The 19,831-nt window shown below is 36.1% G+C and carries 22 protein-coding genes; 6 read left to right on the top strand and 16 right to left on the bottom strand.

Going from position 1 to position 19,831, the window contains the following annotated elements; all coding sequences use genetic code 11:
* Nucleotides 1-13: 13 nt before the first annotated feature.
* The 6 genes from A5821_RS02940 to A5821_RS02915 all read right to left on the bottom strand — a co-directional run bounded on the left by A5821_RS02940 (nt 14) and on the right by A5821_RS02915 (nt 5,354).
* Nucleotides 14-847: a PRD domain-containing protein gene (locus A5821_RS02940; RefSeq protein ID WP_086313011.1), complete on the bottom strand. Its 834-nt coding sequence runs from the start codon at nt 845-847 to the stop codon at nt 14-16.
* 307 nt (nt 848-1,154) lie between these two features.
* Nucleotides 1,155-1,787, bottom strand: a complete 633-nt coding sequence (gene rpoE, locus A5821_RS02935) for a DNA-directed RNA polymerase subunit delta (protein ID WP_170922942.1) — start codon at nt 1,785-1,787, stop codon at nt 1,155-1,157.
* A 75-nt stretch (nt 1,788-1,862) separates the two neighbouring features.
* Complete coding sequence (locus tag A5821_RS02930) at nt 1,863-2,297, bottom strand: DUF1934 domain-containing protein (RefSeq protein WP_086313009.1); 435 nt, start codon at nt 2,295-2,297, stop codon at nt 1,863-1,865.
* A gap of 128 nt (nt 2,298-2,425) precedes the next feature.
* A complete protein-coding gene (locus tag A5821_RS02925; RefSeq protein WP_086313008.1) occupies nt 2,426-3,367 on the bottom strand; it encodes a sugar-binding transcriptional regulator in 942 nt (313 codons plus the stop codon).
* 2 nt (nt 3,368-3,369) lie between these two features.
* A complete protein-coding gene (locus A5821_RS02920; protein WP_086313007.1) occupies nt 3,370-4,359 on the bottom strand; it encodes an alpha-ketoacid dehydrogenase subunit beta in 990 nt (329 codons plus the stop codon).
* Nucleotides 4,356-5,354 (bottom strand): thiamine pyrophosphate-dependent dehydrogenase E1 component subunit alpha, encoded by a 999-nt coding sequence (locus A5821_RS02915; protein ID WP_086313006.1) that lies wholly within the window; start codon nt 5,352-5,354, stop codon nt 4,356-4,358. Before A5821_RS02915 ends, A5821_RS02920 begins: the two co-directional genes overlap by 4 nt.
* Before the next feature lie 196 nt (nt 5,355-5,550).
* On the opposite strand from A5821_RS02915, the gene A5821_RS02910 reads away from it, so the two are divergent.
* The 4 genes from A5821_RS02910 (at nt 5,551) to yidA (ending at nt 9,046) form a co-directional block, all read left to right on the top strand.
* Entirely contained in the window at nt 5,551-5,910 is a 360-nt protein-coding gene (locus A5821_RS02910) for a hypothetical protein (RefSeq protein ID WP_086313005.1), read from the top strand.
* Nucleotides 5,903-6,751: a lipoate--protein ligase family protein gene (locus A5821_RS02905; RefSeq protein ID WP_086313004.1), complete on the top strand. Its 849-nt coding sequence runs from the start codon at nt 5,903-5,905 to the stop codon at nt 6,749-6,751. The genes A5821_RS02910 and A5821_RS02905 overlap by 8 nt, the downstream gene beginning before the upstream one ends.
* 94 nt (nt 6,752-6,845) lie before the next feature.
* Nucleotides 6,846-8,216 (top strand): HD domain-containing protein, encoded by a 1,371-nt coding sequence (locus A5821_RS02900; RefSeq protein ID WP_086313003.1) that lies wholly within the window; start codon nt 6,846-6,848, stop codon nt 8,214-8,216.
* 23 nt (nt 8,217-8,239) lie between these two features.
* Nucleotides 8,240-9,046 carry a sugar-phosphatase gene (gene yidA / locus A5821_RS02895; RefSeq protein WP_086313002.1) on the top strand — a complete coding sequence of 269 codons (807 nt, stop codon included), beginning with the start codon at nt 8,240-8,242 and terminating at the stop codon, nt 9,044-9,046.
* Nucleotides 9,047-9,132: 86 nt separating this feature from the next.
* Here yidA and A5821_RS02890 read toward each other — a convergent pair whose 3' ends face one another.
* The 8 genes from A5821_RS02890 to A5821_RS02855 all read right to left on the bottom strand — a co-directional run bounded on the left by A5821_RS02890 (nt 9,133) and on the right by A5821_RS02855 (nt 16,341).
* Nucleotides 9,133-11,184 (bottom strand): BglG family transcription antiterminator, encoded by a 2,052-nt coding sequence (locus A5821_RS02890; protein ID WP_086313001.1) that lies wholly within the window; start codon nt 11,182-11,184, stop codon nt 9,133-9,135.
* A gap of 58 nt (nt 11,185-11,242) precedes the next feature.
* On the bottom strand, nt 11,243-11,881 hold the full coding sequence (locus A5821_RS02885; RefSeq protein ID WP_086313000.1) for a ketohydroxyglutarate aldolase: 639 nt from the start codon (nt 11,879-11,881) through the stop codon (nt 11,243-11,245).
* Complete coding sequence (gene dapA, locus A5821_RS02880) at nt 11,850-12,782, bottom strand: 4-hydroxy-tetrahydrodipicolinate synthase (protein WP_086312999.1); 933 nt, start codon at nt 12,780-12,782, stop codon at nt 11,850-11,852. Before dapA ends, A5821_RS02885 begins: the two co-directional genes overlap by 32 nt.
* A gap of 22 nt (nt 12,783-12,804) precedes the next feature.
* On the bottom strand, nt 12,805-13,413 hold the full coding sequence (locus tag A5821_RS02875; RefSeq protein WP_086312998.1) for a KpsF/GutQ family sugar-phosphate isomerase: 609 nt from the start codon (nt 13,411-13,413) through the stop codon (nt 12,805-12,807).
* A gap of 36 nt (nt 13,414-13,449) precedes the next feature.
* A complete protein-coding gene (locus A5821_RS02870) occupies nt 13,450-14,709 on the bottom strand; it encodes a PTS ascorbate transporter subunit IIC (protein WP_086312997.1) in 1,260 nt (419 codons plus the stop codon).
* 31 nt (nt 14,710-14,740) lie between these two features.
* Nucleotides 14,741-15,019, bottom strand: a complete 279-nt coding sequence (locus A5821_RS02865) for a PTS sugar transporter subunit IIB (RefSeq protein ID WP_086312996.1) — start codon at nt 15,017-15,019, stop codon at nt 14,741-14,743.
* A 12-nt stretch (nt 15,020-15,031) separates the two neighbouring features.
* Nucleotides 15,032-15,478 carry a PTS sugar transporter subunit IIA gene (locus A5821_RS02860; RefSeq protein ID WP_086312995.1) on the bottom strand — a complete coding sequence of 149 codons (447 nt, stop codon included), beginning with the start codon at nt 15,476-15,478 and terminating at the stop codon, nt 15,032-15,034.
* Nucleotides 15,479-15,897: 419 nt separating this feature from the next.
* Entirely contained in the window at nt 15,898-16,341 is a 444-nt protein-coding gene (locus tag A5821_RS02855) for an NUDIX hydrolase (protein WP_086312994.1), read from the bottom strand.
* 173 nt (nt 16,342-16,514) lie between these two features.
* Between A5821_RS02855 and A5821_RS02850 the strand changes: the two genes are divergently transcribed.
* Both A5821_RS02850 and A5821_RS02845 read left to right on the top strand, forming a co-directional pair.
* The gene (locus A5821_RS02850) at nt 16,515-16,889 is read left to right on the top strand and encodes a VOC family protein (RefSeq protein WP_086312993.1); all 375 of its coding nucleotides are present in this window, start codon (nt 16,515-16,517) and stop codon (nt 16,887-16,889) included.
* A 161-nt stretch (nt 16,890-17,050) separates the two neighbouring features.
* Nucleotides 17,051-17,770 (top strand): gamma-glutamyl-gamma-aminobutyrate hydrolase family protein, encoded by a 720-nt coding sequence (locus A5821_RS02845; protein WP_086312992.1) that lies wholly within the window; start codon nt 17,051-17,053, stop codon nt 17,768-17,770.
* Nucleotides 17,771-17,822: 52 nt separating this feature from the next.
* Here A5821_RS02845 and A5821_RS02840 read toward each other — a convergent pair whose 3' ends face one another.
* On the bottom strand, nt 17,823-18,647 hold the full coding sequence (locus tag A5821_RS02840) for an aldo/keto reductase (RefSeq protein WP_086314295.1): 825 nt from the start codon (nt 18,645-18,647) through the stop codon (nt 17,823-17,825).
* Between the two features lie 84 nt (nt 18,648-18,731).
* Nucleotides 18,732-19,760, bottom strand: a complete 1,029-nt coding sequence (locus A5821_RS02835) for a glucosaminidase domain-containing protein (protein ID WP_086312991.1) — start codon at nt 19,758-19,760, stop codon at nt 18,732-18,734.
* Nucleotides 19,761-19,831 lie beyond the last annotated feature (71 nt).

Genomic DNA, 19,831 nt, shown 5'->3' with positions numbered 1-19,831 from the left:
CTCCCCTTGTCTTTTATTTGATCATCTTCAGCCGTTCGATATGAATAGCAAGATAACCTAATTCTTCGTTTGGTACTTGATAGTGAAAATTTCTCATTAACAAAACTTGAACTTTTTTTGATATCTCGTAACTTTCTGCGTATTTTTTACGCACGACATCCAAAATTTCATCATCTAACACTGCGTACTGACTTTGTTGAAATCGGTGAATAAACAAGCGTAAATGATTGACCAATCGTGAATAGCTGAGACTCATCTTTTCATCATGAATATTGATTCCTAATTCTTGCTCGATCAAATGAATAATTTCTGAAACAATTGTGACTTCACGAATACTTTTACTGTTATCCGTTCGCCCACTACGAGCACTATGAATATGGATTGCAATGTAACCTGCCTCATCATAACTAAAAGGGATTCCTAACGTTTGTGTCAAATAATCAACTGCCCATTGCGCAATCGAAAACTCCTCAGTATAAAGAATTTCGATTTCATTCAAAAGTTTATTTCGCACAATGATATTATTTTGAATATTTTCTGCGGCAAACGCAATATGATCACTTAACCCAATATTGATATGTTCATTTAACTTTTCACCAAGCACAGTTTCAGCATGAGCGATGATTTCTTCTGTGACAAAAAAGTATCTCTCATCAATTTGTGATAATAAAACTTGCAGCTTTTTCAAGCCCTCAGGTTCCATCACAAACATCCGTTCCACTTGTTGTGGGAATAACAAATCATTTTTCTTTTTGTTGAATCCCACGCCTTTACCAACGGCCACTTTTTCTTGTCCATCATCCACGACGAGTACTGCATTTTGATTGAGCACCTTTTTGATTTTCATAAACATTCCTCTTCTGCAGAAGTAGATTGTCCGTTCTCTTGTTATAAGACAACAAAAAAAGCATAGAACAATCCCGTCAAAATATGAGTATATCATATTTTAATGAAATTCTTCCATGCCTAGTATTATCTAGTCACATGAAAACGCTATTCTTGTTTTGTTAACAATGATAGTTTACAAAGATATAGACCATTTGTCAATCATTTTGATTCTTTTTTTCTTATCAAATTATAAATTCAATCATTGGTAACTTTATTAAGAAAGAAAAAGAGCATTCCCAAAGTGAGAATCCTCTTCTTTTTACTCTTTATACTTCTTCTTCTGGATCTGCATATTCATCTTCGTCATCGAAGTCATCATCTACATCATCTTCATCAATGATTGTAAGATCTTCTTCGATTCCAGGTAACTCTTCTTCTTCATCGTCAGAATCTGCACCGATTTCTTGAAGATCAGAATTATATGCTTTGATTTCTTCATCTTCTTCATCGTCATCATCATCGTAAAGAATATCATCGTCATCATCATCCGTTAATTCAGCATCTTCCGGATCATCATCGTTGTAGTCAATCACATCTTCATCATTAGCATCAATAATGAACGCATTGACTTTCTTACGTTTTCTACGGCGTGGTTTATCTTCTTCGTCCTCATCTAAACCATGTGTTACTTCTTCGTCGATAGAATCGATTGGATACCATGAGCGCAAGCCCCAACGGTTATCTCCTAAAGAGATAAAACTGCCATCAATATTTAAGTCAGTATAAAATTGTGCTAAAGAGTCACGAATTTCGCTGTCAGATTTTCCAAGATAATTTTGAATTTGGTTTACTAAATCAGAGAAGTCCATCACATCTTCACGTTGTTCTAAAATTGCGTGCGCAACTTCGATCATGGATAGTTCATCTTTGTTCAACCCGTCAAATACATTAATTTCCAAACGGTACACGTCCTTTCACAGTCTACTCCTTATCATACAAAAACATGAAGAAAAAATCAATTGATTATTACATAATTACGCAGTAAATTCTAGTTCTAAATGATATTCACCGATTTTTTCGGCTTGAGAGTATAAATCATAGTCAACTAAAATGCTGCCTGCAACAGGCTGATCCTTGAGACTGAAGCGCAAATTACGAGTAAATGTCGTGATTTGAAATAAACCATATGGTGTTTTATAGCTAGTCTCTAATCGTTCTTGGTAAGCAAATTTCAATCGCATTCTAAGACCACCTGCACGAATCAGTTGAATTTTACCATCAGGTTCAACTTTGATCGTCACTGGTACAGGCTCGCCTTCTTCTTGTTCTTCTTTATAGCGAATATATAATGTATCACCGATCTTCACGATTTGACCTTCTAAATCAAAATAAAAATTTTTCTTTTCACCAGCTTGATCTACTATTGTTTTTAATTGAATAGATACTGGTGTTCCTTGTGATAAATCCATTAAAAGCACTCTCCTTAAATTAAAAGCTGAATACGTTCATTCAACCTTGACAGAAAAATAGGAAAATAGGACTACGGCATCCTTTCCTTCTTTCATATTTTATCTTTCCACGAACATACTAGTCAAGTTTACACCAAAGCTTCTGCAACTATTTGATCGACAACTAAAATAGTACAACATTTTCCTAGTAACAGTGGTTTGATACTTTCAGCTTTTTCTTTACCGCAACCAATAACCATTACATCTGGTATAGTAACTAAATCCTCAACTTTAATACCTAACATTCGTTTACTTATTTCATTGTTCACTGTTTGACCATTTTTGTCAAATAAGGATGCTACAGCATCTCCTTTGACCCCAGTTTTTTTGATTATATCTAACTCTTTCGTTTCGATATAGCCAAGGCGTTTCCATGTAGAACTTTCATTTGGATTACCTACACCAATAATCGCAAAGTCAACATTTTTTGCCTGATCCATCGCTTTTTGGACTAATTGAGACTCATTTAAAACCTCTGCCAGTACATTACTTTCGGCTAAGGCGGGGGCGTAAAAATATTGACAGCGACTGTTGAGTTTTTCAGCTAATCTAAAGACTAAGTGATTTGTATCAAAATAAAGATGCTCGCTAGAAACACCACCGACTAAAGGACAAACTTTGATTGTTGGAAATGAACAATAAGGCATCTCGTCGATCATATCAGCTAAAGTCGTTCCCCAAGATAAACCAACACTCATATCTGCTTTTAATTGGTCTAACAGATAAAATGCTGCTGCTTGACTGACTTCTTTTTTTAACGTCTCAACTTGTTTTTGCTCATTTGTTGGGACTACAATCACATCTTTTAACTGGTATTTTTTTTCTAAACGTAAGCCAAGTTCTACTGCATAAGCAGATTCGTCTTTGATAGAAATCGAAACAATGCCTGATTCCTTCGCCTGTTGCAAAATTTTAGAAATCACAGGTCGTGATATATTCATTTTTTTTGCAATGACTGCTTGTGTCAACCCTTGCTCGTAATACATCGTAACAATTTTTAGTATTTTTCTACGGTCTTCACTGATTTTCATAGCTAAACCTCGATTTCTGCCATGACCTGAGTTACTGCGTCAAGAAGTGACTCAACTTGAGGGGTTGCGTGAGCTTCTAACATTTTTTGTGCCGGCATTGGTACAAATGCCCCGCCTAAGCGTACAATCGGTGCTTTTAACTTCATAGAAATTTTAGATTCAGCAATGATCGATGTGATTTCTGCGCTAAACCCGCTATTTTTTACAGCTTCTGTTACGACGATGACGCGTTTTGTTTTTTCGATAGACGTTAAAATAGTCTTGGTATCAAGAGGCACTAAAGTCCTCGGATCAACAACTTCGACAGAAATGCCCTTTTCCTGAGCAATTTCTGCAGCTTCCAGAGCTTTGTTGACCATGCTCCCTGTCGCAACGATTGTCAGATTTTTCCCTGTTCGTTTAACGTCCGCTAGACCGATTGGTATTGTATAAGGTTTATCTGGAACCTCTCCCAACGTTTTATATAATAGTTTATGCTCGTAAAACATGACGGGATTGTCATCTTTAATAGCTGCATGAAGTAATCCTTTTGCATCGTAAGCATTACTTGGTTGAATTACTTTTAAACCTGGTATATGGGCCATCCAATTTTCTAAACTTTGCGAATGTTGTGCTGCAGCCCCTGTTCCTGAACCTGCTGCTGTTCTCATGACCAAAGGAACTTTTGCTTTCCCGCTGTACATATAATGAATTTTCGCTGCTTGATTCACTAATTGATCCATCGCTACTGTTATAAAATCTGAAAATTGCAACTCCATCACAGGGCGCATGCCTGTCATCGCAGCTCCGACGGATACACCTGCAATTGCGCTTTCAGATATCGGTGTATCTCTTACTCGCTGTCTTCCATATTTTTCTTGAAGCCCGTGCGTTGCGCCAAATCCCCCACCATAAACACCAATATCTTCTCCTAACAAAAAAACACGTTCATCTTGAGCTAAAGCCTCATCCAGTGCTTCATTAATTGCTTGTAAATATGTGATCATTCTCATGCTTCACCCTCCGCATAGACATGTGTCAAAAGATCTTCTATTTCAGGTTCGCTGTCTGATTTCACAGAGGCGACCAGATCAGCAAACTCTTTGCGGATTGTGAACTCCATTTGTCGAATATCCGCTTCTTGTTGAACACCATTTTTGATCAGTTCGCTTTCTAAGCGAATGATTGGATCGTTATTTTCTTGCCATTGACGGCATTCTTCTTCTGAACGATACATTAATTTGTCTGACTTAGAATGACCTTTGTGTCGATAAGTCAATGCTTCTATCAATGTAGGTCCCCCGCCATTTCTTGCTTTTTCTACAGCCTGCGAAACAGTTTTAGAGACTGCAACTAAGTCATTGCCGTCAATTGTTATCCCTTCAATACCATAACTTTTTGCTCTATCGGAAAGTTTGTCTATATTAACCATCTGCTCAATGGAGCTGCTCATACCATATTGATTATTTTCAATAAAATAAACCACTGGCAATTGCCAAATAGAAGCTAAATTCAGCGCTTCATGAAAACTACCCTCATTAGTAGCGCCATCTCCAGCGTAGCACAGCACAACTTGATCAGTTCCTTGCATCTGGGCACTCAGAGCCGCTCCAGCAGCAATTGGGAACCCAGCTCCAACTATTCCATTTGAACCTAAATTCCCCACATTCAAATCAGCAATATGCATACTGCCTCCTTTGCCTTCGTTGGTTCCTGTCTTTTTACCCAGCATTTCGGCAAACATACTTCTGATATCGGTTCCTTTTGCGATACAATGTCCATGATTTCTATGTGTTGAAACGATCCAGTCACTCTTTTTTAAAATGCCTGCACCTCCAACTGCGGTAGCCTCTTGGCCGATGCATAAATGCATTGTCCCGTACAATTCTCCTGCATCGAAAAGCTCTTGGATCATTTCCTCAAAAATTCTAATTTCCCACATTTTTCTTAGTGCTTGGCGCTTATCTATCACCTTCGCTTGTTGAACGTTGACCATTTTTTTATTCATCTCCACACCTCCATTTTACATTTGTTCTCTAATGGATCATATGTAAATATTCTATATTTTTCTTTAACTGATAGCAAGGTATTCTCTTGATTTTTTGGATTTCCTTAAAAATTATCACTTTTCTTTCTTATTTCTACGTAGATAAGCATGATTTTTCCCTTAAATCGTATATAATAGAAATTGGAGGTGGAAACAAATGTTATTTCACGATGAAAAAGCAATGTTATTTTGCATGCATTGCCAAAAAGAAACACTCCATGATATTCAATATATGAATGAAATCATTTCTAGCATTGAATGCACAGAGTGTCATAATCAAATGAGTATTGACATTGATGCAATGAATCAATTTTATCATTATTTATATGAACGTCTAGTCTCAAAACCAGGTCGTTTAACTGAAGAAGCCAGACAGGATTTCAGTAAATTTTTAGCCACCATGCCGATGAGAATTATCAGTAAGCCTATGCGCTTTACAAATGAATATAACCAAATGAATAAAGAAGTGAAGGACTATGTTTCCCGCATAAGACAGGATGAAGAACAAGATGACTAATTTAAATCAATTATTCACAACGGATAACGTCTTTTTATATGATCAACAATGTTTGACTGCAAAAGATTATTTCCTCCCTTTTGCATTGACTGATACTTTTACTACATTTTCTGGAATCAACCAACAGCCGATCATCCATTTTTGGCAACTTGATCAAGCCATGATTCTCGGCATGAAAGATACCCGTGTCCCTGATCTAAGCAGTGGTTTAGCTTCTTTGGCGCGAGATGGATACAACGTTGTCCTACGAAATGCTGGTGGATTAGGCGTAATTGCGGATGCCGGCATTTTAAATCTTTCGTTGATTCTTCCAAATACAGAAAATGAAAAAATGAGCATAGATGGAGCTTATACTTATATGTGGAGCTGGATCAAGCTTGCTTTTGAAGATTCCATACATTCTATTGAAGCTTTTGAAATCACAACATCTTATTGTCCAGGTAGATTTGATTTAAGCATCAATGGTAAAAAATTTGCTGGAATCGCTCAACGTCGGATCAAAAATGGTACTGCTGTCATGATTTATTTAAGTGTCAATGGTAATCAACAAAAACGTGGAGAAAGTGTCCGCCGTTTTTATGAGGCAAGTCTGCGCGAGGAATTTGGCAAAAATGGTTATCCTGCAGTTGATCCGAAAGTCATGGCAAATTTGGAAGACTTACTTCAAAAAAAAATAACGGTTGATGAAGTAAAAAAACGATTAATTGACGTATTATTAGATAGAGCACCCGTTACGATCGATAGTGAACTATTGCCCGGATTATTAACTTCTGATTGGTTTACTACCGAAATCGACAAACAAATGAAAAAAATGGAGCAACGAAACCAATTGTTAAAATAGCAATACTCCAATTACGGACGTAGATTGTTTGTTAACATTTTCAACATCAGTTCTTAAAATATTTCCTGTGAAACACAGTAAAAGGAGTGAAACAATGTCAACCCCTTATAAGTATCAAATTTTACCGATTGAGAAAGTTTTTAGAGATCCTGTACACAACTATATTCATGTCCAACATCAAGTCATTTTAGATTTAATCAATTCAGCTGAGGTACAGCGATTACGGCGGATCAAACAATTAGGTACTTCTTCATTCACCTTTCATGGTGCAGAGCATAGTCGTTTTGCTCATTCTTTAGGTGTATATGAAATAACTCGCCGCATTTGTGATATTTTTCAACGTAATTATTCAGCTGAGCGTCTAGGCGAAGATGGTTGGGATGATGGTGAACGCTTAGTCGCACTTTGTGCTGCGTTGCTCCATGATGTCGGTCATGGACCATACTCTCATACGTTTGAACATATTTTTAATACAGATCATGAAGCAATCACTGTTGAAATCATTACTTCTCCAGAAACAGAAGTCTTTCAGATATTGAACCGAGTTTCAGCGGATTTTCCTAATAAAGTAGCAAGCGTCATTACTAAACAATATCCTAATCCACAAGTTGTTCAAATGATTTCCAGTCAAATTGATGCTGACCGCATGGATTATTTATTACGAGATGCTTATTTTACGGGAACTGAGTATGGTACTTTTGATTTAACTAGGATATTACGTGTCATCCGTCCTTACAAAGATGGTTTGGCATTTGCTATGAATGGTATGCACGCGGTTGAAGATTATATTGTTAGCCGTTATCAAATGTATGTACAAGTCTATTTCCACCCAGTTTCTCGTGGTATGGAAGTCATTTTGGATCATCTTTTACATCGAGCAAAAGAATTGTATGAACAACAACCCGAAGACTATCAACTACATTCTCAGCTTTTGGTTCCTTTTTTTAAAGGTAATTTTTCATTGCAGGAATATTTAAAACTGGATGATGGCGTGTTGAACACATACTTTACCCAGTGGACTTCCTTACCTGATCCGATCCTTAATGATCTAGCGAACCGCTTTTTAATACGTAAACCCTTAAAATCAGCAACGTTTTCCGGCAATCGCGATTCAGTTACGATCCGCCATTTGAAAGCCTTGATTGAAAAAGTTGGCTATAATCCCAAATATTACACTGCCATCAATTCAAGTTATGATTTGCCCTATGATTTTTATCGTCCAGAAAAAAATAGTCATCGAACCCAAATTGAAATCATGCAAAAAGATGGTACCTTAATTGAACTATCTAAAATCAGTCACTTAGTGGCTGCACTTGCTGGTCAAACTCAAATTGATGAACGTTTTTATTTTCCAAAAGAAATGGTTGACCCAAAAAGACAGCAACATTATGATTTATTTGATGACACCTATCGTGAATTTACAGCATATATTCACAATGGTGCATTAGTTGAAGGAAAAAATTAAAGAGTACACCTTAGGAGGAACTTATGTCAGTCAAATTAGTTGCAATCGATATTGATGGAACATTATTGGATTCAAACAGAAAAATCACGCCCAAAGTGAAAGAAACACTTCAAAAAGCCAATCAAAGTGGTATGTATATCGTATTATGTACAGGACGTCCTTTGCCGGGGGTAAAAGAACAACTTACTGAATTGGATTTATATGGCGATAACGATTATGTAATCACGTATAATGGTTCTTTAGTACAGGCAACAAAGTCCAACGAGATCATCTCTCAATACACTTTGAGTTATGACGACTTTTTAGAAATAGAATTAATGTCTCGAAAAGTTGGAACACATTTGCATACAATCGATGATAAAACAATTTATACAGCAAATCGGGATATCGGGAAATACACGGTGCATGAAGCTTCTCTTGTTGACATGCCTTTAAAATATCGAACAGTTGATGAGATGACTCCAGATATGTCAATTATCAAAATGATGATGATCGATGAACCAGAAATTTTAGACAGAGCAATCAATCAACTACCAGATGAATTTGTTCGTAAATACACTACTGTGAAAAGTACGGATTTTTACTATGAAATTTTGAATAAAGAAGCTAGTAAAGGTAATGCGCTGGCGAAGCTTGCAGAGCATTTAGGTATTTCTCAGTCAGAAACAATGGCGATTGGTGATAACGAAAACGATCTGTCTATGATCGAGTATGCTGGGATCGGTGTTGCAATGGGCAATGCAACAGAAAGCGTCAAACTTGCTGCAGACATTCAAACAACAAGCAATGATGAAGACGGCGTTGCTGAAGTTTTATTAAAATATATATAATACTTTCATTGAAAAGCAGTTTGCAAGAATTTTGCAAACTGCTTTTTCCAATAAAAATGATCCACTCTCACCATCTGATTCCCTTTTTACGATAAATACTGATAAATTTCATTGGGGTCTTTACTGGTATCAAGTAAGTGATAAAAGAGAGAATCATCTAATAACTTTACTAGTTCCGCCATCGCATTTAAGTGACGATTATTTTCGGTAGCGGCAAGGCAAAATATATACTTGACCGGATCGTTCTCTGCGCTTCCGAATACAATCGGCTCTTTTAATACACTAATACTCATCCCTAATTTTTCTACCCCATCGATTGGTCTTGCATGAGGTAGTGCTACATGTTTTGAAATAACCATGTAGGGACCTTGTGTTTTAGCAGTTTCAATAATGGTGTCGATATAATTTCTTGTAATTCTGCCATCATTTAAGAGCGGTGCTGCCGAACGACGGATCGCCTCTTCCCAATTTTTAGCATGCAGGTTTAGCTGTATTAATTCAGGGGTTGTAATTTCCATCAAACTAGGGCCATCCCCGTCATTTTCAATAGGTTCTTCTTGATTAATTAAATATTCATAAAGCTCTTTTTCTAAAGAAGATCCTACACTAACAGTGGTATGTCGTTGAACAATTTCCATAATTTTCCCCACACTTGGTAGTTTAAAATTGAAATTACCTATTTGCATATACACATCACTGATCAAGCGATACTTTTCTCGGGTATTCATGATCGGGCTCACAATATAAACAGGTTTTCTTGTATAAAATAACCGAATATTCGGGACTGTAGAAAAAATCAAATCGTATGAATCCGATAATCGCTCGATCTCATTCGTTTCAACAGGTCCTATGAATGACAATTCTGGAAAAAGGACTTTTAACTCTGTATAAACAATAGAAGAACTTCCAATTCCATTAGGACAAACAATCAGTGCAACCTTTTGCGATGTTTTATACTCATCAAAATTGGAGCATAACGAAGCAAAATGCATCGTCAAAAACGCAATTTCATCTTCAGGGATTCGATGTTCAAACAAAGAAGCGATTGGCTTTAATGTCTCTTCGACAATATTAAACAACTCATTATACTCATCCTTTATTTTGCTATGGAGTGGATTTACAATTGGCAGTTTGAAATACAAACGATAGTATGTCGGCCTAAGATGGGTATACAATTGCCGAATGACTAATTCTTGATTGTTAAACCGAATCCCTGATATTGCCTCAAAACGAAAAATAATTCGTTTGACTAGTTCTATAATGGTTTCATAATCTTTTGCGGCGTCATTGGGACGACCAACAGATAGACCTAATATCCAGGCACAAAGATACATATAAGCTGACTCATCTTGAATACTAAAATGAGCTAAAATACTTTTGGAAAATTGGTATTCTTTCATCGCGATCAATGCAGGCAGCTGATACATATCATTGGATATGGCTGGCAAATGAAGCAATCTTTTTTTCAAGAAAATAAACGTATATAGAAACTCTGTCAAACGATTTTCTACAAATGAAATCCCATATTGTACTGTATATTTTTCGATCAATTTTCTAGTTGACTCAATAGATTCAGTTTGATGTTTTTCTAAAAACCGATCATAGATAAATGCAGTATTATTTTCAGTTAAATCCCAAATTATCATTTTCATTAAATGATAGCGAATATGCTCTTCGTTGCCTAGTAACTGATACCCACTTTTTCTAGTATAAACAAGCTGAATATTTTCTGAATCTAACTCAATCGTCAAATTTTTCAGATCATTGATAATAGTTGTTTTCCCAACGCCAAGCTCTTCCACAAAATGATTGATCGAAAGAAAGTCATCTGCATAATAAAATAGTAGTAAGTACAAATACTTTGATCGTTCTAAAGCATTCATTAAGTATCCTTTAGCATATGTTTTATCTGAAAGAATCGCTATGAATTGTTCTCGGAGTTGGTTTGTTAAAATGATATGGTTGTTTTCAATCACTAATTTTGATTCATTGTCAATTGCAACATCCCCATTGATTTTTTCTAGCGAGTACTCCAGCTGCCTTTTTGTCAAACCCGTTTGAGTAGCTAATTCATTTATTTCATGGATTGAACGTTCAATCAGCCGTTCCATCAATTTTCTAGAACGCTCATCAGTCATTTCATCCCCTCCTCCAAAAACAATCCTTTTTTGAACTGCTAAAGCGTTTAGCACTTTCTTACTTTTTTTTCATCTTATATTTAATCACTGCCTGTTTCAATTGTTTGGCATTTGTTGCAATTTCTTCCTTCGTTCCCTTGGTCAACAGACTACCAATCCCTATACAATCTACTCCACTTTCTAACCACTCGTCAATATTCTCTTTGTTAGCTCCCCCAGATGACATGATCGGAAGATAAGGAGTTGGTGTTTTCAATGTTGTAATCAGTGTCGGTCCATAATACGTTGAAATTGGAAAAGCTTTGACCATTGCAGCTCCTGCTTCGATTGCTGTGATCATTTCTGTAACACTGCTGCAACCAGGCATATAGGGGATTTGATAACGATTACATAATTTACACACTGATTCATTATAATTTGGAGCAATGATAAATTTTGCGCCAGCTAGGATTGCTAACCTAGCTGTTTCACTATCTAACACTGTTCCAGCCCCGATTAATAATTGTTCTTGATAATGTGTATTTAACTGTTCTATGATTTCGCTCGCATTAGGCAAAGTATAACTGATTTCTAAGCAGTCCACACCACCTTCTAAGCATCCACCTGCAATTTCAATTGCACGCTCAATTGTTTCCACTCTAACTATTGCCATAATAGCTGTTTCTTCAATTCGGTTCAGTATAGTTGTTCGGAACATTGTTATCCTCCTCTGTGAAAAAATTTTTTTTATAGTATTCTATTGTTTTAGCTACATCTAAAAGCGATTCACTATCTAACGGCTGAACTGGTAACCTTGGTTGACCAACATCGATCCCTTGATAAGTGATAGCGGCTTTTAATGCTGAAGGAATGGTTCCTAATTTTAAAATACGACGAAATTCTTCGATACTGTCTTGCATCATACGCGCTTTTTCTATTTTCCCTTCTAACCAATATTGGTAAATTGCTACATCTATTTCAGTCAATACATTTGATGTAGCCGCAATTGCTCCAGTAGCACCAGCTTGTAATGCATCAAGTATCAAAGAATCTGATCCTGCTAAAACACAGAAATCTTTATTTTTTGATGCGTCAATATAGCCTTTTATATTTTCTATTTTGCCACTACTATCCTTGATCCCGATGATATTTTGATGCTCAGCTAACTTTTCAACTGTGTTACGACTAATATCAGTTCCTGTATTTTTAGGTATATTGTATAACAAAATAGGAGCAATTTTTGCGTCGGCAATCGTTTGATAGTGCGTAATCAATTCACTTTCAGTAGGAGCAACAAAGAACGGTGTGATAACAGATAGTGCATCCGCACCTAGTGAAGTCATTTCTTTTGATAACTTGATTACTTGGTTTGTACTATTTCCGCCAGTCCCTACATATACTGGTACACGGCCGTTGGTTTCAGTAATGACGATTTCAGCGAATCTTAATTTTTCAACTTCACTTAAAACATGAAATTCCCCATTCGTTCCAAGAATAAACAGTCCATTAACCTTTTTGTCGATTAAATGATTCACTAGTTTTTTTGTAGCCACTATATTGAGTTTATTTGTTTTATCTATTGGTGTGACCATTGCTGTAATGATTCCTACGGGTGTCATTTTGGCTCTTCCTTCCCTACATCTACTTTGAACTACTTTGCCCTAAAGTTCCTCCAGGATGCCATTTTATATAGTCTTTGTTTGTGATTCCTTTTTCTTCTTGTAGCAACACGCTCAAAGATTGGAGAATCAGTACTTCCGCTAAAATTGAAGCTCGTGGTGGCTTATTTAAAGAATCCCCTTCCTTTGTTACACCTGCAAAAAGGAAACAATCACTATTTTTTGACAGCCACGAACTTTTTTTGCCAGTAACAGAAATAATTTTGGCGCCGTTTTTCTTTAATGTTTGAACCGTTTGTTTTAATTCTGCGGTTTCACCACTATTCGAAATAGAAAGGACAACGTCTTCTGCTCTAACCTGGCCAGCTGAACCGTGAATCGCCTCAGTACCATCTAAAAAATAGGCTGGTGTTCCTGTTGAAGATAATAACGAAGCAATATATTCTGCAACATGACCAGGTTTTCCAATTCCAGTCACATGAACTCGTCCGCCTTTTTTTTCCGAAGTTAGAATCAATTCCTTTGCAGCTAATAATGGCTCTATTGCTATTTCTTGAATAAACTTATTTAGTTCCTCAGATGTATTTTGAAAAAAATTCAATAATATTTGATTTGTTTGTTGCTTCATCATTCCATTACCTCCAGTTTACTAAATTAGGCACCTTGCTTAACTAAATAAATTTAATAGTTTCTCGAGGAAAATTCCGATTACATTGTAATCTATATTTGGAAACGTTGACCCTTCCAGTCCCATACTTCCGTAAACGGGGTAAAGTATCGTTGGTAAGAACGCTAATAGCAGACCAATGATAAACGATCCAGCTACCGCTCCACGCCATCCTCCAGTTGAATTACCAAAGACTCCTGCTGTTCCACCAGAGAAAAAGCAAATATGCGCAGCTGGAATAATAACGATTGGAAACTTGAAAATCACCATGATTGCAACACCAACTAACCCTGCAGCGTAGGCAGATAAAAAACCAACAATGACAGCCGTTGGAGCATATGGGAAAACAGTTGGAACATCTAATGCAGGTCGAGAATTTGGAATAAATTTTTCTGAAATAGAAACAAAAGCCGCCGTAATTTCAGCTAAGAACATGCGAACCCCTGTCATTAAAATAGACATCCCAGCAGTAAAAGTAAATGCTTGAATCATTGGGAAAACTAGCCAATGAGTTGTTCCCGCCAGCTCTTGTGTGACTGATCGACCAGCTTTTAAAGCGGATACATAAAATAGAATCAGCATAATAACCGCAACACCCATTAAAAAATCTCTAAAAAATGACAACCATTTGGGAAAATTAATGTGCTCAGTACTTTTATCTTCATGTTTACTAAAAAGTTTTCCAATATAACCTGATAAAGAGTAACCGATCATATTAAAATGCCCGATTGCAACATCGTCGCTTCCAGTAATTTTCCGCATAAAAGGTTGACAGAGTTGAGGAAGCGCAGCAGAACAAAAGCCTAAAATCGTTCCTCCCAAAATAATTGCTGCAATATCTGAAATACCATGTGACTTGATGATCAGTGACAATACACATGCGAAGAACAAACTGTGACCTGTTGTAAAGAAGATGTTCTTCATCGGTGTGATACGAGCAAAAACTAAGTTCATTAGAAATCCTAAAATCAACGTACAAGAAGTCACTAAAGCATATTGTTCTTGAGCCATAGCCGTTGCTGCTTCTGGTGAAGCAACAACCCCTACTATATTAAAACCTGTTTGAAATAACTTATTGAAATTTTGCAATGCGCCAGTCATCAATGCTCCACCAGCACTAAAAACCATGAAACCAATAATCGTTTTAAAGGTACCTGTTAGTATTTCTGTCCCGGTCTTCTTTTGAGCGACAAGTCCTACGAATGCAACGATACCTAGTAAAACTGCGGGGGTGCTTAAAAAACTAATAATAAAATCCACTTTTTTTCATCTCCTTGTGTTTGCAAATGTATCAGCGATTCAGAAATTGACTTAGTTTACTTTCAATTTCAATTTTATCGACAATATTGTTGATCCCGATGATTGTTTGCTTTAATCCTTGTGTTTCCAACTCTTTTGCAACATCCGCCAAAGTTATCAATAAGTCACCATCAAATCCTGGTACCGCATCCAAAGAAGAATGTTCAACTTGGATTGGAAAACCATTTTCCTTTATTACTTGCTCCGTTTTAATTTTTAACATTAAACTTGACCCTACTCCAGCTCTACAAGCTACAAGTGCTTTATGCATAGTATTCATCTCCTATTCTGTTTCAATAATATAATTTAAAATGTCCATGGGTTTTTCTGCTGTATCTAAAACTTGATAAAACTTTTGATCACTTAATAAGTTGACGAGTTCAGCCATAGATTCTAAGTGAGTTTCACTATCTTTAGCGCTCATACAAAAAAGATATTTGACTGGATCATTCGCTTTATTTCCTGAGGCGATTGGTGTTTTTAATGTTGTGATACCCATTGCTAAATCCAGCGCACCAAATTGCGTTGGTGCGTGGGGCAGTGCAACATGTTTTGTAACCACAATATAAGGCCCTGAGGTTTGCGCTGTTTCAATAATCTTATCAATATACTCTGCTGTGATTTTTCCACCATTGAGCAGAGGGCTAGCCGATTTTCGGATTGCATCTTCCCAATCGGAAGCGTCAATTCGTAGTTGAATAAATTCTTCTTTTATCATTTCACTTAACAATATGCAACACCCCTTTTGAGTTTAACCAAGCGTACGACTTATTGGTTCTATTTCAATATAATCTGTTTATGAAAGGGTTTCAATCTCTTTTGAAGCCTTATTTTGTACTTAGTTTAAACAAAAAGTGGTCTAACAAAACCTTGTACGTTCAGCAAAAACCGCTATCTGCTATAAAGGATTTAGAAAATGTCATGTATCTTGTTCAATCACTCATGTAAATGGCTTCTCTCTTACAGCAAGTGCATCATTCAAAAACAAACACTGAACTAAACATTCTTATTTCAGCGATAAAAATGGAATTTCTCCTGATTTTTCCATTTTGTTTTTCATTTTCCTGAAAAAAACTAAGAGAACCATACATAAGGTGATTGTCCTCATGCATGGTTCTCGCTATTTTCTTATTGGTTGTCCATTAACTTTTATTGATTGTCTTTCCATTTATGTACTGCCCATTTGTGACTGCCGCGTTTTAGTAACTGAATTCCTTCCTCAACCGTAACCCAGCAAATGGTATTCGTCTTCTCTAAAGGTTCACATACTTGTGTCCAACCGTCTGCAACAAAGAAGTAACCTGGATTATAATAGTCTGTACTTCGGTGTCTTGAATGAAAGTACTCGTCTGCTTGTCCTAGATACTCACCAATGATCACTTCAAATCCAAGCTCCTCGATCATTTCTCGATGAATTGCAACTTCTTTAGTCTCTCCTTGTTCAATTTCTCCGCCCGGTAAAAAATATGCTCCATTAGGTGCCTGAACCAAGACTATTTCTGTTGCATTACTTCTTGACACGATAATATAAGCACCTAGCCTTTTTTTATAGACCAGTGTATCCGATTTTTCACCGAATGACGGTGTTTTCATAAAAACAACTCCCTTTTCTTTTAATCTAATTTTACATGAGAATTTTCTCATGAACAAGTAATATCTTATCATTTCGCTCACAATTTTATTCCAGTCTATGCTACTATGAAAATATCAGTAGATTATTTCGATGGTTTACGATAATATCCACTTTTGAAAGGAAGATGACTCATATGAAAATGGCTCACACTTGTGTTCGTGTTAAAGATTTAGAAGCGTCGTTAGAATTTTATCAAAAGGCATTCAATTTTGAGGAAAGCCGCCGTCGTGATTTTCCAGAACATAAATTTACTTTAGTTTATCTAACATTGCCAGGTGATGGTTACGAACTAGAATTAACGTATAATTATGATCATGAAGCTTATGATCTGGGCGATGGTTATGGTCATATAGCTATTAGTACAGACGAAATCGAAAAATTGCATGAGGAACAAAAAAGTGCCGGTTTCACAGTTACGGATATGAAAGGTTTACCTGGAACTCCACCATCTTATTATTTCATTACAGATCCAGATGGCTATAAAATCGAAGTCATCCGTACTCGTTAAGAGTAAAAAAACAGTTAATCTCTTTTTAGGTCATTCCTACTTTGAGCTTAACTGTTTTTTATTGTATTTAGATTCAACTATGCTTTAAAGCCATTTAGCCCCCTATTTTATAAAAAAAGTGATACACTGTTATCCTACATATTAATTGAGGAAGTGATTTAATGACAACGATTATCGGCATAGCTGGAAATCAAATTATTCAATCCGTTGATGTATTTAACGGCAACCATGTAAGTTATACACCACAAGGATTTGTGACCGCTGTTCAAAAAGCTGGCGGATTACCGATCATATTGCCAATTGGAGAGGAACAAGCCGCTGCGGACTATATTTCTAAAATAGACAAATTATTATTAGCTGGCGGACAAGATATTTCTCCAGATTTATTTGGTGAAGATCCTCATCCAAAACTAGAAGAAACAAACCGCAGTCGTGATCTGTTTGAACTAGCTTTGATCAAAGAAGCCATTAAACAAAATAAACCTATTTTTGCGGTCTGTCGCGGCATGCAGCTTTTAAATGTTGCTTTGGGTGGAACTTTATACCAAGACCTCTCATTATATTCTGACTGGAAGGTTAAACATGGACAACAGCCTACTCAGCCGCAATTTGCAACACATGATATCCAAATAGAAAAAAACAGTATTTTATATCCATTACTTGGCGAAAGATATCGGGTTAACTCTTATCATCACCAAGCTCTTAACACTGTAGCTTCTTCTTTAAAAATTACTGCAAGATCATCTGATGGTATTGCAGAAGCAATTGAGTCGGAAAACCCTAAGCAAAGAATATTAGGTGTTCAATGGCATCCTGAACTTCGCTTTGATGTAGAGGCAAAAGAATTTAAGTTATTTGATTATTTTGTAAATCAATTATAAAAAGCGAGGGGAATTTGGTTTTAATCAAATTCCTATCGCTTTTTTCATGGCATTAAAAATCAAAATTATCTGGATCAGGACCTAAACGTTCATTTTTATTTAGGTCATCAATACGTTTGATATCTTCTAAAGTCAATTCGAAATCAAATACATCAAAGTTTTGTTCGATCCGCTCTTGATGGACTGATTTTGGAATCACAATGATATCGTTTTGTAGATGCCAACGAATAATCACTTGTGCAGCGGTCTTATTATATTTTTTTCCGATGTCAACTAATGTAGGATTTTCCAAAATTTTCCCTTGTCCCAACGGCGACCAAGCTTCAACTGCAATTTTATTATCTGCTAAAAATTTACGTAATGGCTCTTGTGTTAGTGTAGGATGGATCTCTATTTGATCAACCACGGGTACAACTTTAGCCTCTTTTAGCAAATCTTCAATATGGTGTTTATGAAAGTTAGAAACCCCAATTGCTTTGGCACGTCCGCTTTGATAAATCTCTTCCATTGCCCGCCAAGAATCCTTATATTTCCCTTCTACCGGCCAATGAATCAAATATAAATCAATATAATCTAAACCAAGCTTATTCAAGCTCTCATCAAAGGCTCTCAAAGTTGACTCATATCCTTGATCAGCATTCCATAATTTAGTTGTTACAAAAATTTCATCTCGAGGAACACCAGAAGCACGGATTCCTTCACCAACGCTGACTTCATTTTTATAGGCTGCAGCGGTATCAATCAAACGATAACCAGTTTCTAAGGCCCATTTCACAGAATCAACTGCTTCATCTCCATCTTTCACTTGCCATACCCCTAATCCTAAACGTGGGATAATCGAACCATTCATCAATTCTTTTGTGTTTCTAAAAGACATGCTTTTTTCATTCCTTTCTTTAAAAAATGAATACAAATTCAGTATACTCCTTAAAAGACAAGATGAACACTAACAAGATTACAATCAAAAAAAGAAGTCATTCAGTTTTCTTACCCATTTCGAAAATTTAATGTAGGAATCTTTTGTTAAAATGAAATATTTCGTACTCTCCTCTTTATGTTTTTTTGATTTGATTTCCTGAAGTTTATTGTTCATTAAAGCACGGATATTTTTAATTTTTAGAAATTTCACATTAAATTCCGCTGTTGCATCTGAATTTTCTGGTTCAATTATTTTTTCACTTTGAAAGTCGTCATAATTGATCAATCCATACATTTCAATCAACTGATTCAACTTCTCTGCATAGTGTATGTCAGTCGCATATTTTCCAGTTAGAAATGCTGTTGCTTCCTGGTAATTTTTTGTTTCGCTTTTAAAAGCACCTTTATAAAAATCAGAATTTCCAATTAGTCCGCCATTTAACAGTCTTGCATAATCTTCTAGAGATTCTTTATACGTAGGATATCGGCGAAATGTTGACTCAATAGAAAATAGATTGCCTTTTCCGTCATCTTCTTGCGTTTTCATCACCACAGACCTTCCTTCATAGCCTCCTTTGATTCCAAACAAATTAAAATAAGGATCACAAGCTAAGCTGCTCGTACCAGCACCTGATTCTAAGATTGCTTGGGCAATCATTATTGAGGCATATAAATGATAGTCATGTGCGATTTTTTCAGCATGCTTACCGATTACTTGAATGAAATCTTTAGTTGCTTGATTCTCAGTAATCACTATATCTGAATTAGTCATTTGTGTTGGAAATATTTCTTCCTGCTCCGGTTTTAAGTTATCAATATCATTATTTGCAGGTTCAGATGAAATCTGTATGTTCTCTTTTTTTATTTGTATATCCGCGGTCGACTCCCTCACTGTATCACGATGAATACTTGTCTCTGTACTTGATGTTGAGCAATTGACACTTTCCATTGAATCTGTTGTTTGTTCAATATCATTTTTGTTTTTTACAAACGGTACTGCAATTGCAAAAATTGGCGATAGAGTCGAACTAAAAACTGTGATCATTGCTAAAAATAATACTTTCTTTTCCATTTGTATTCCTCATTTCTAATCTTTCTTCCTAAAATAGTAATACGCATTTTTTTTAGTTTTTGATCAAAAAT

Origin of the sequence: Enterococcus sp. 7F3_DIV0205 (assembly GCF_002141365.2) — a bacterium.
Lineage (GTDB): Bacteria > Bacillota > Bacilli > Lactobacillales > Enterococcaceae > Enterococcus_L > Enterococcus_L palustris.
Note: the sequence above shows the minus strand (reverse complement) of the source record. Positions and strands in the feature narration are given on the sequence as shown.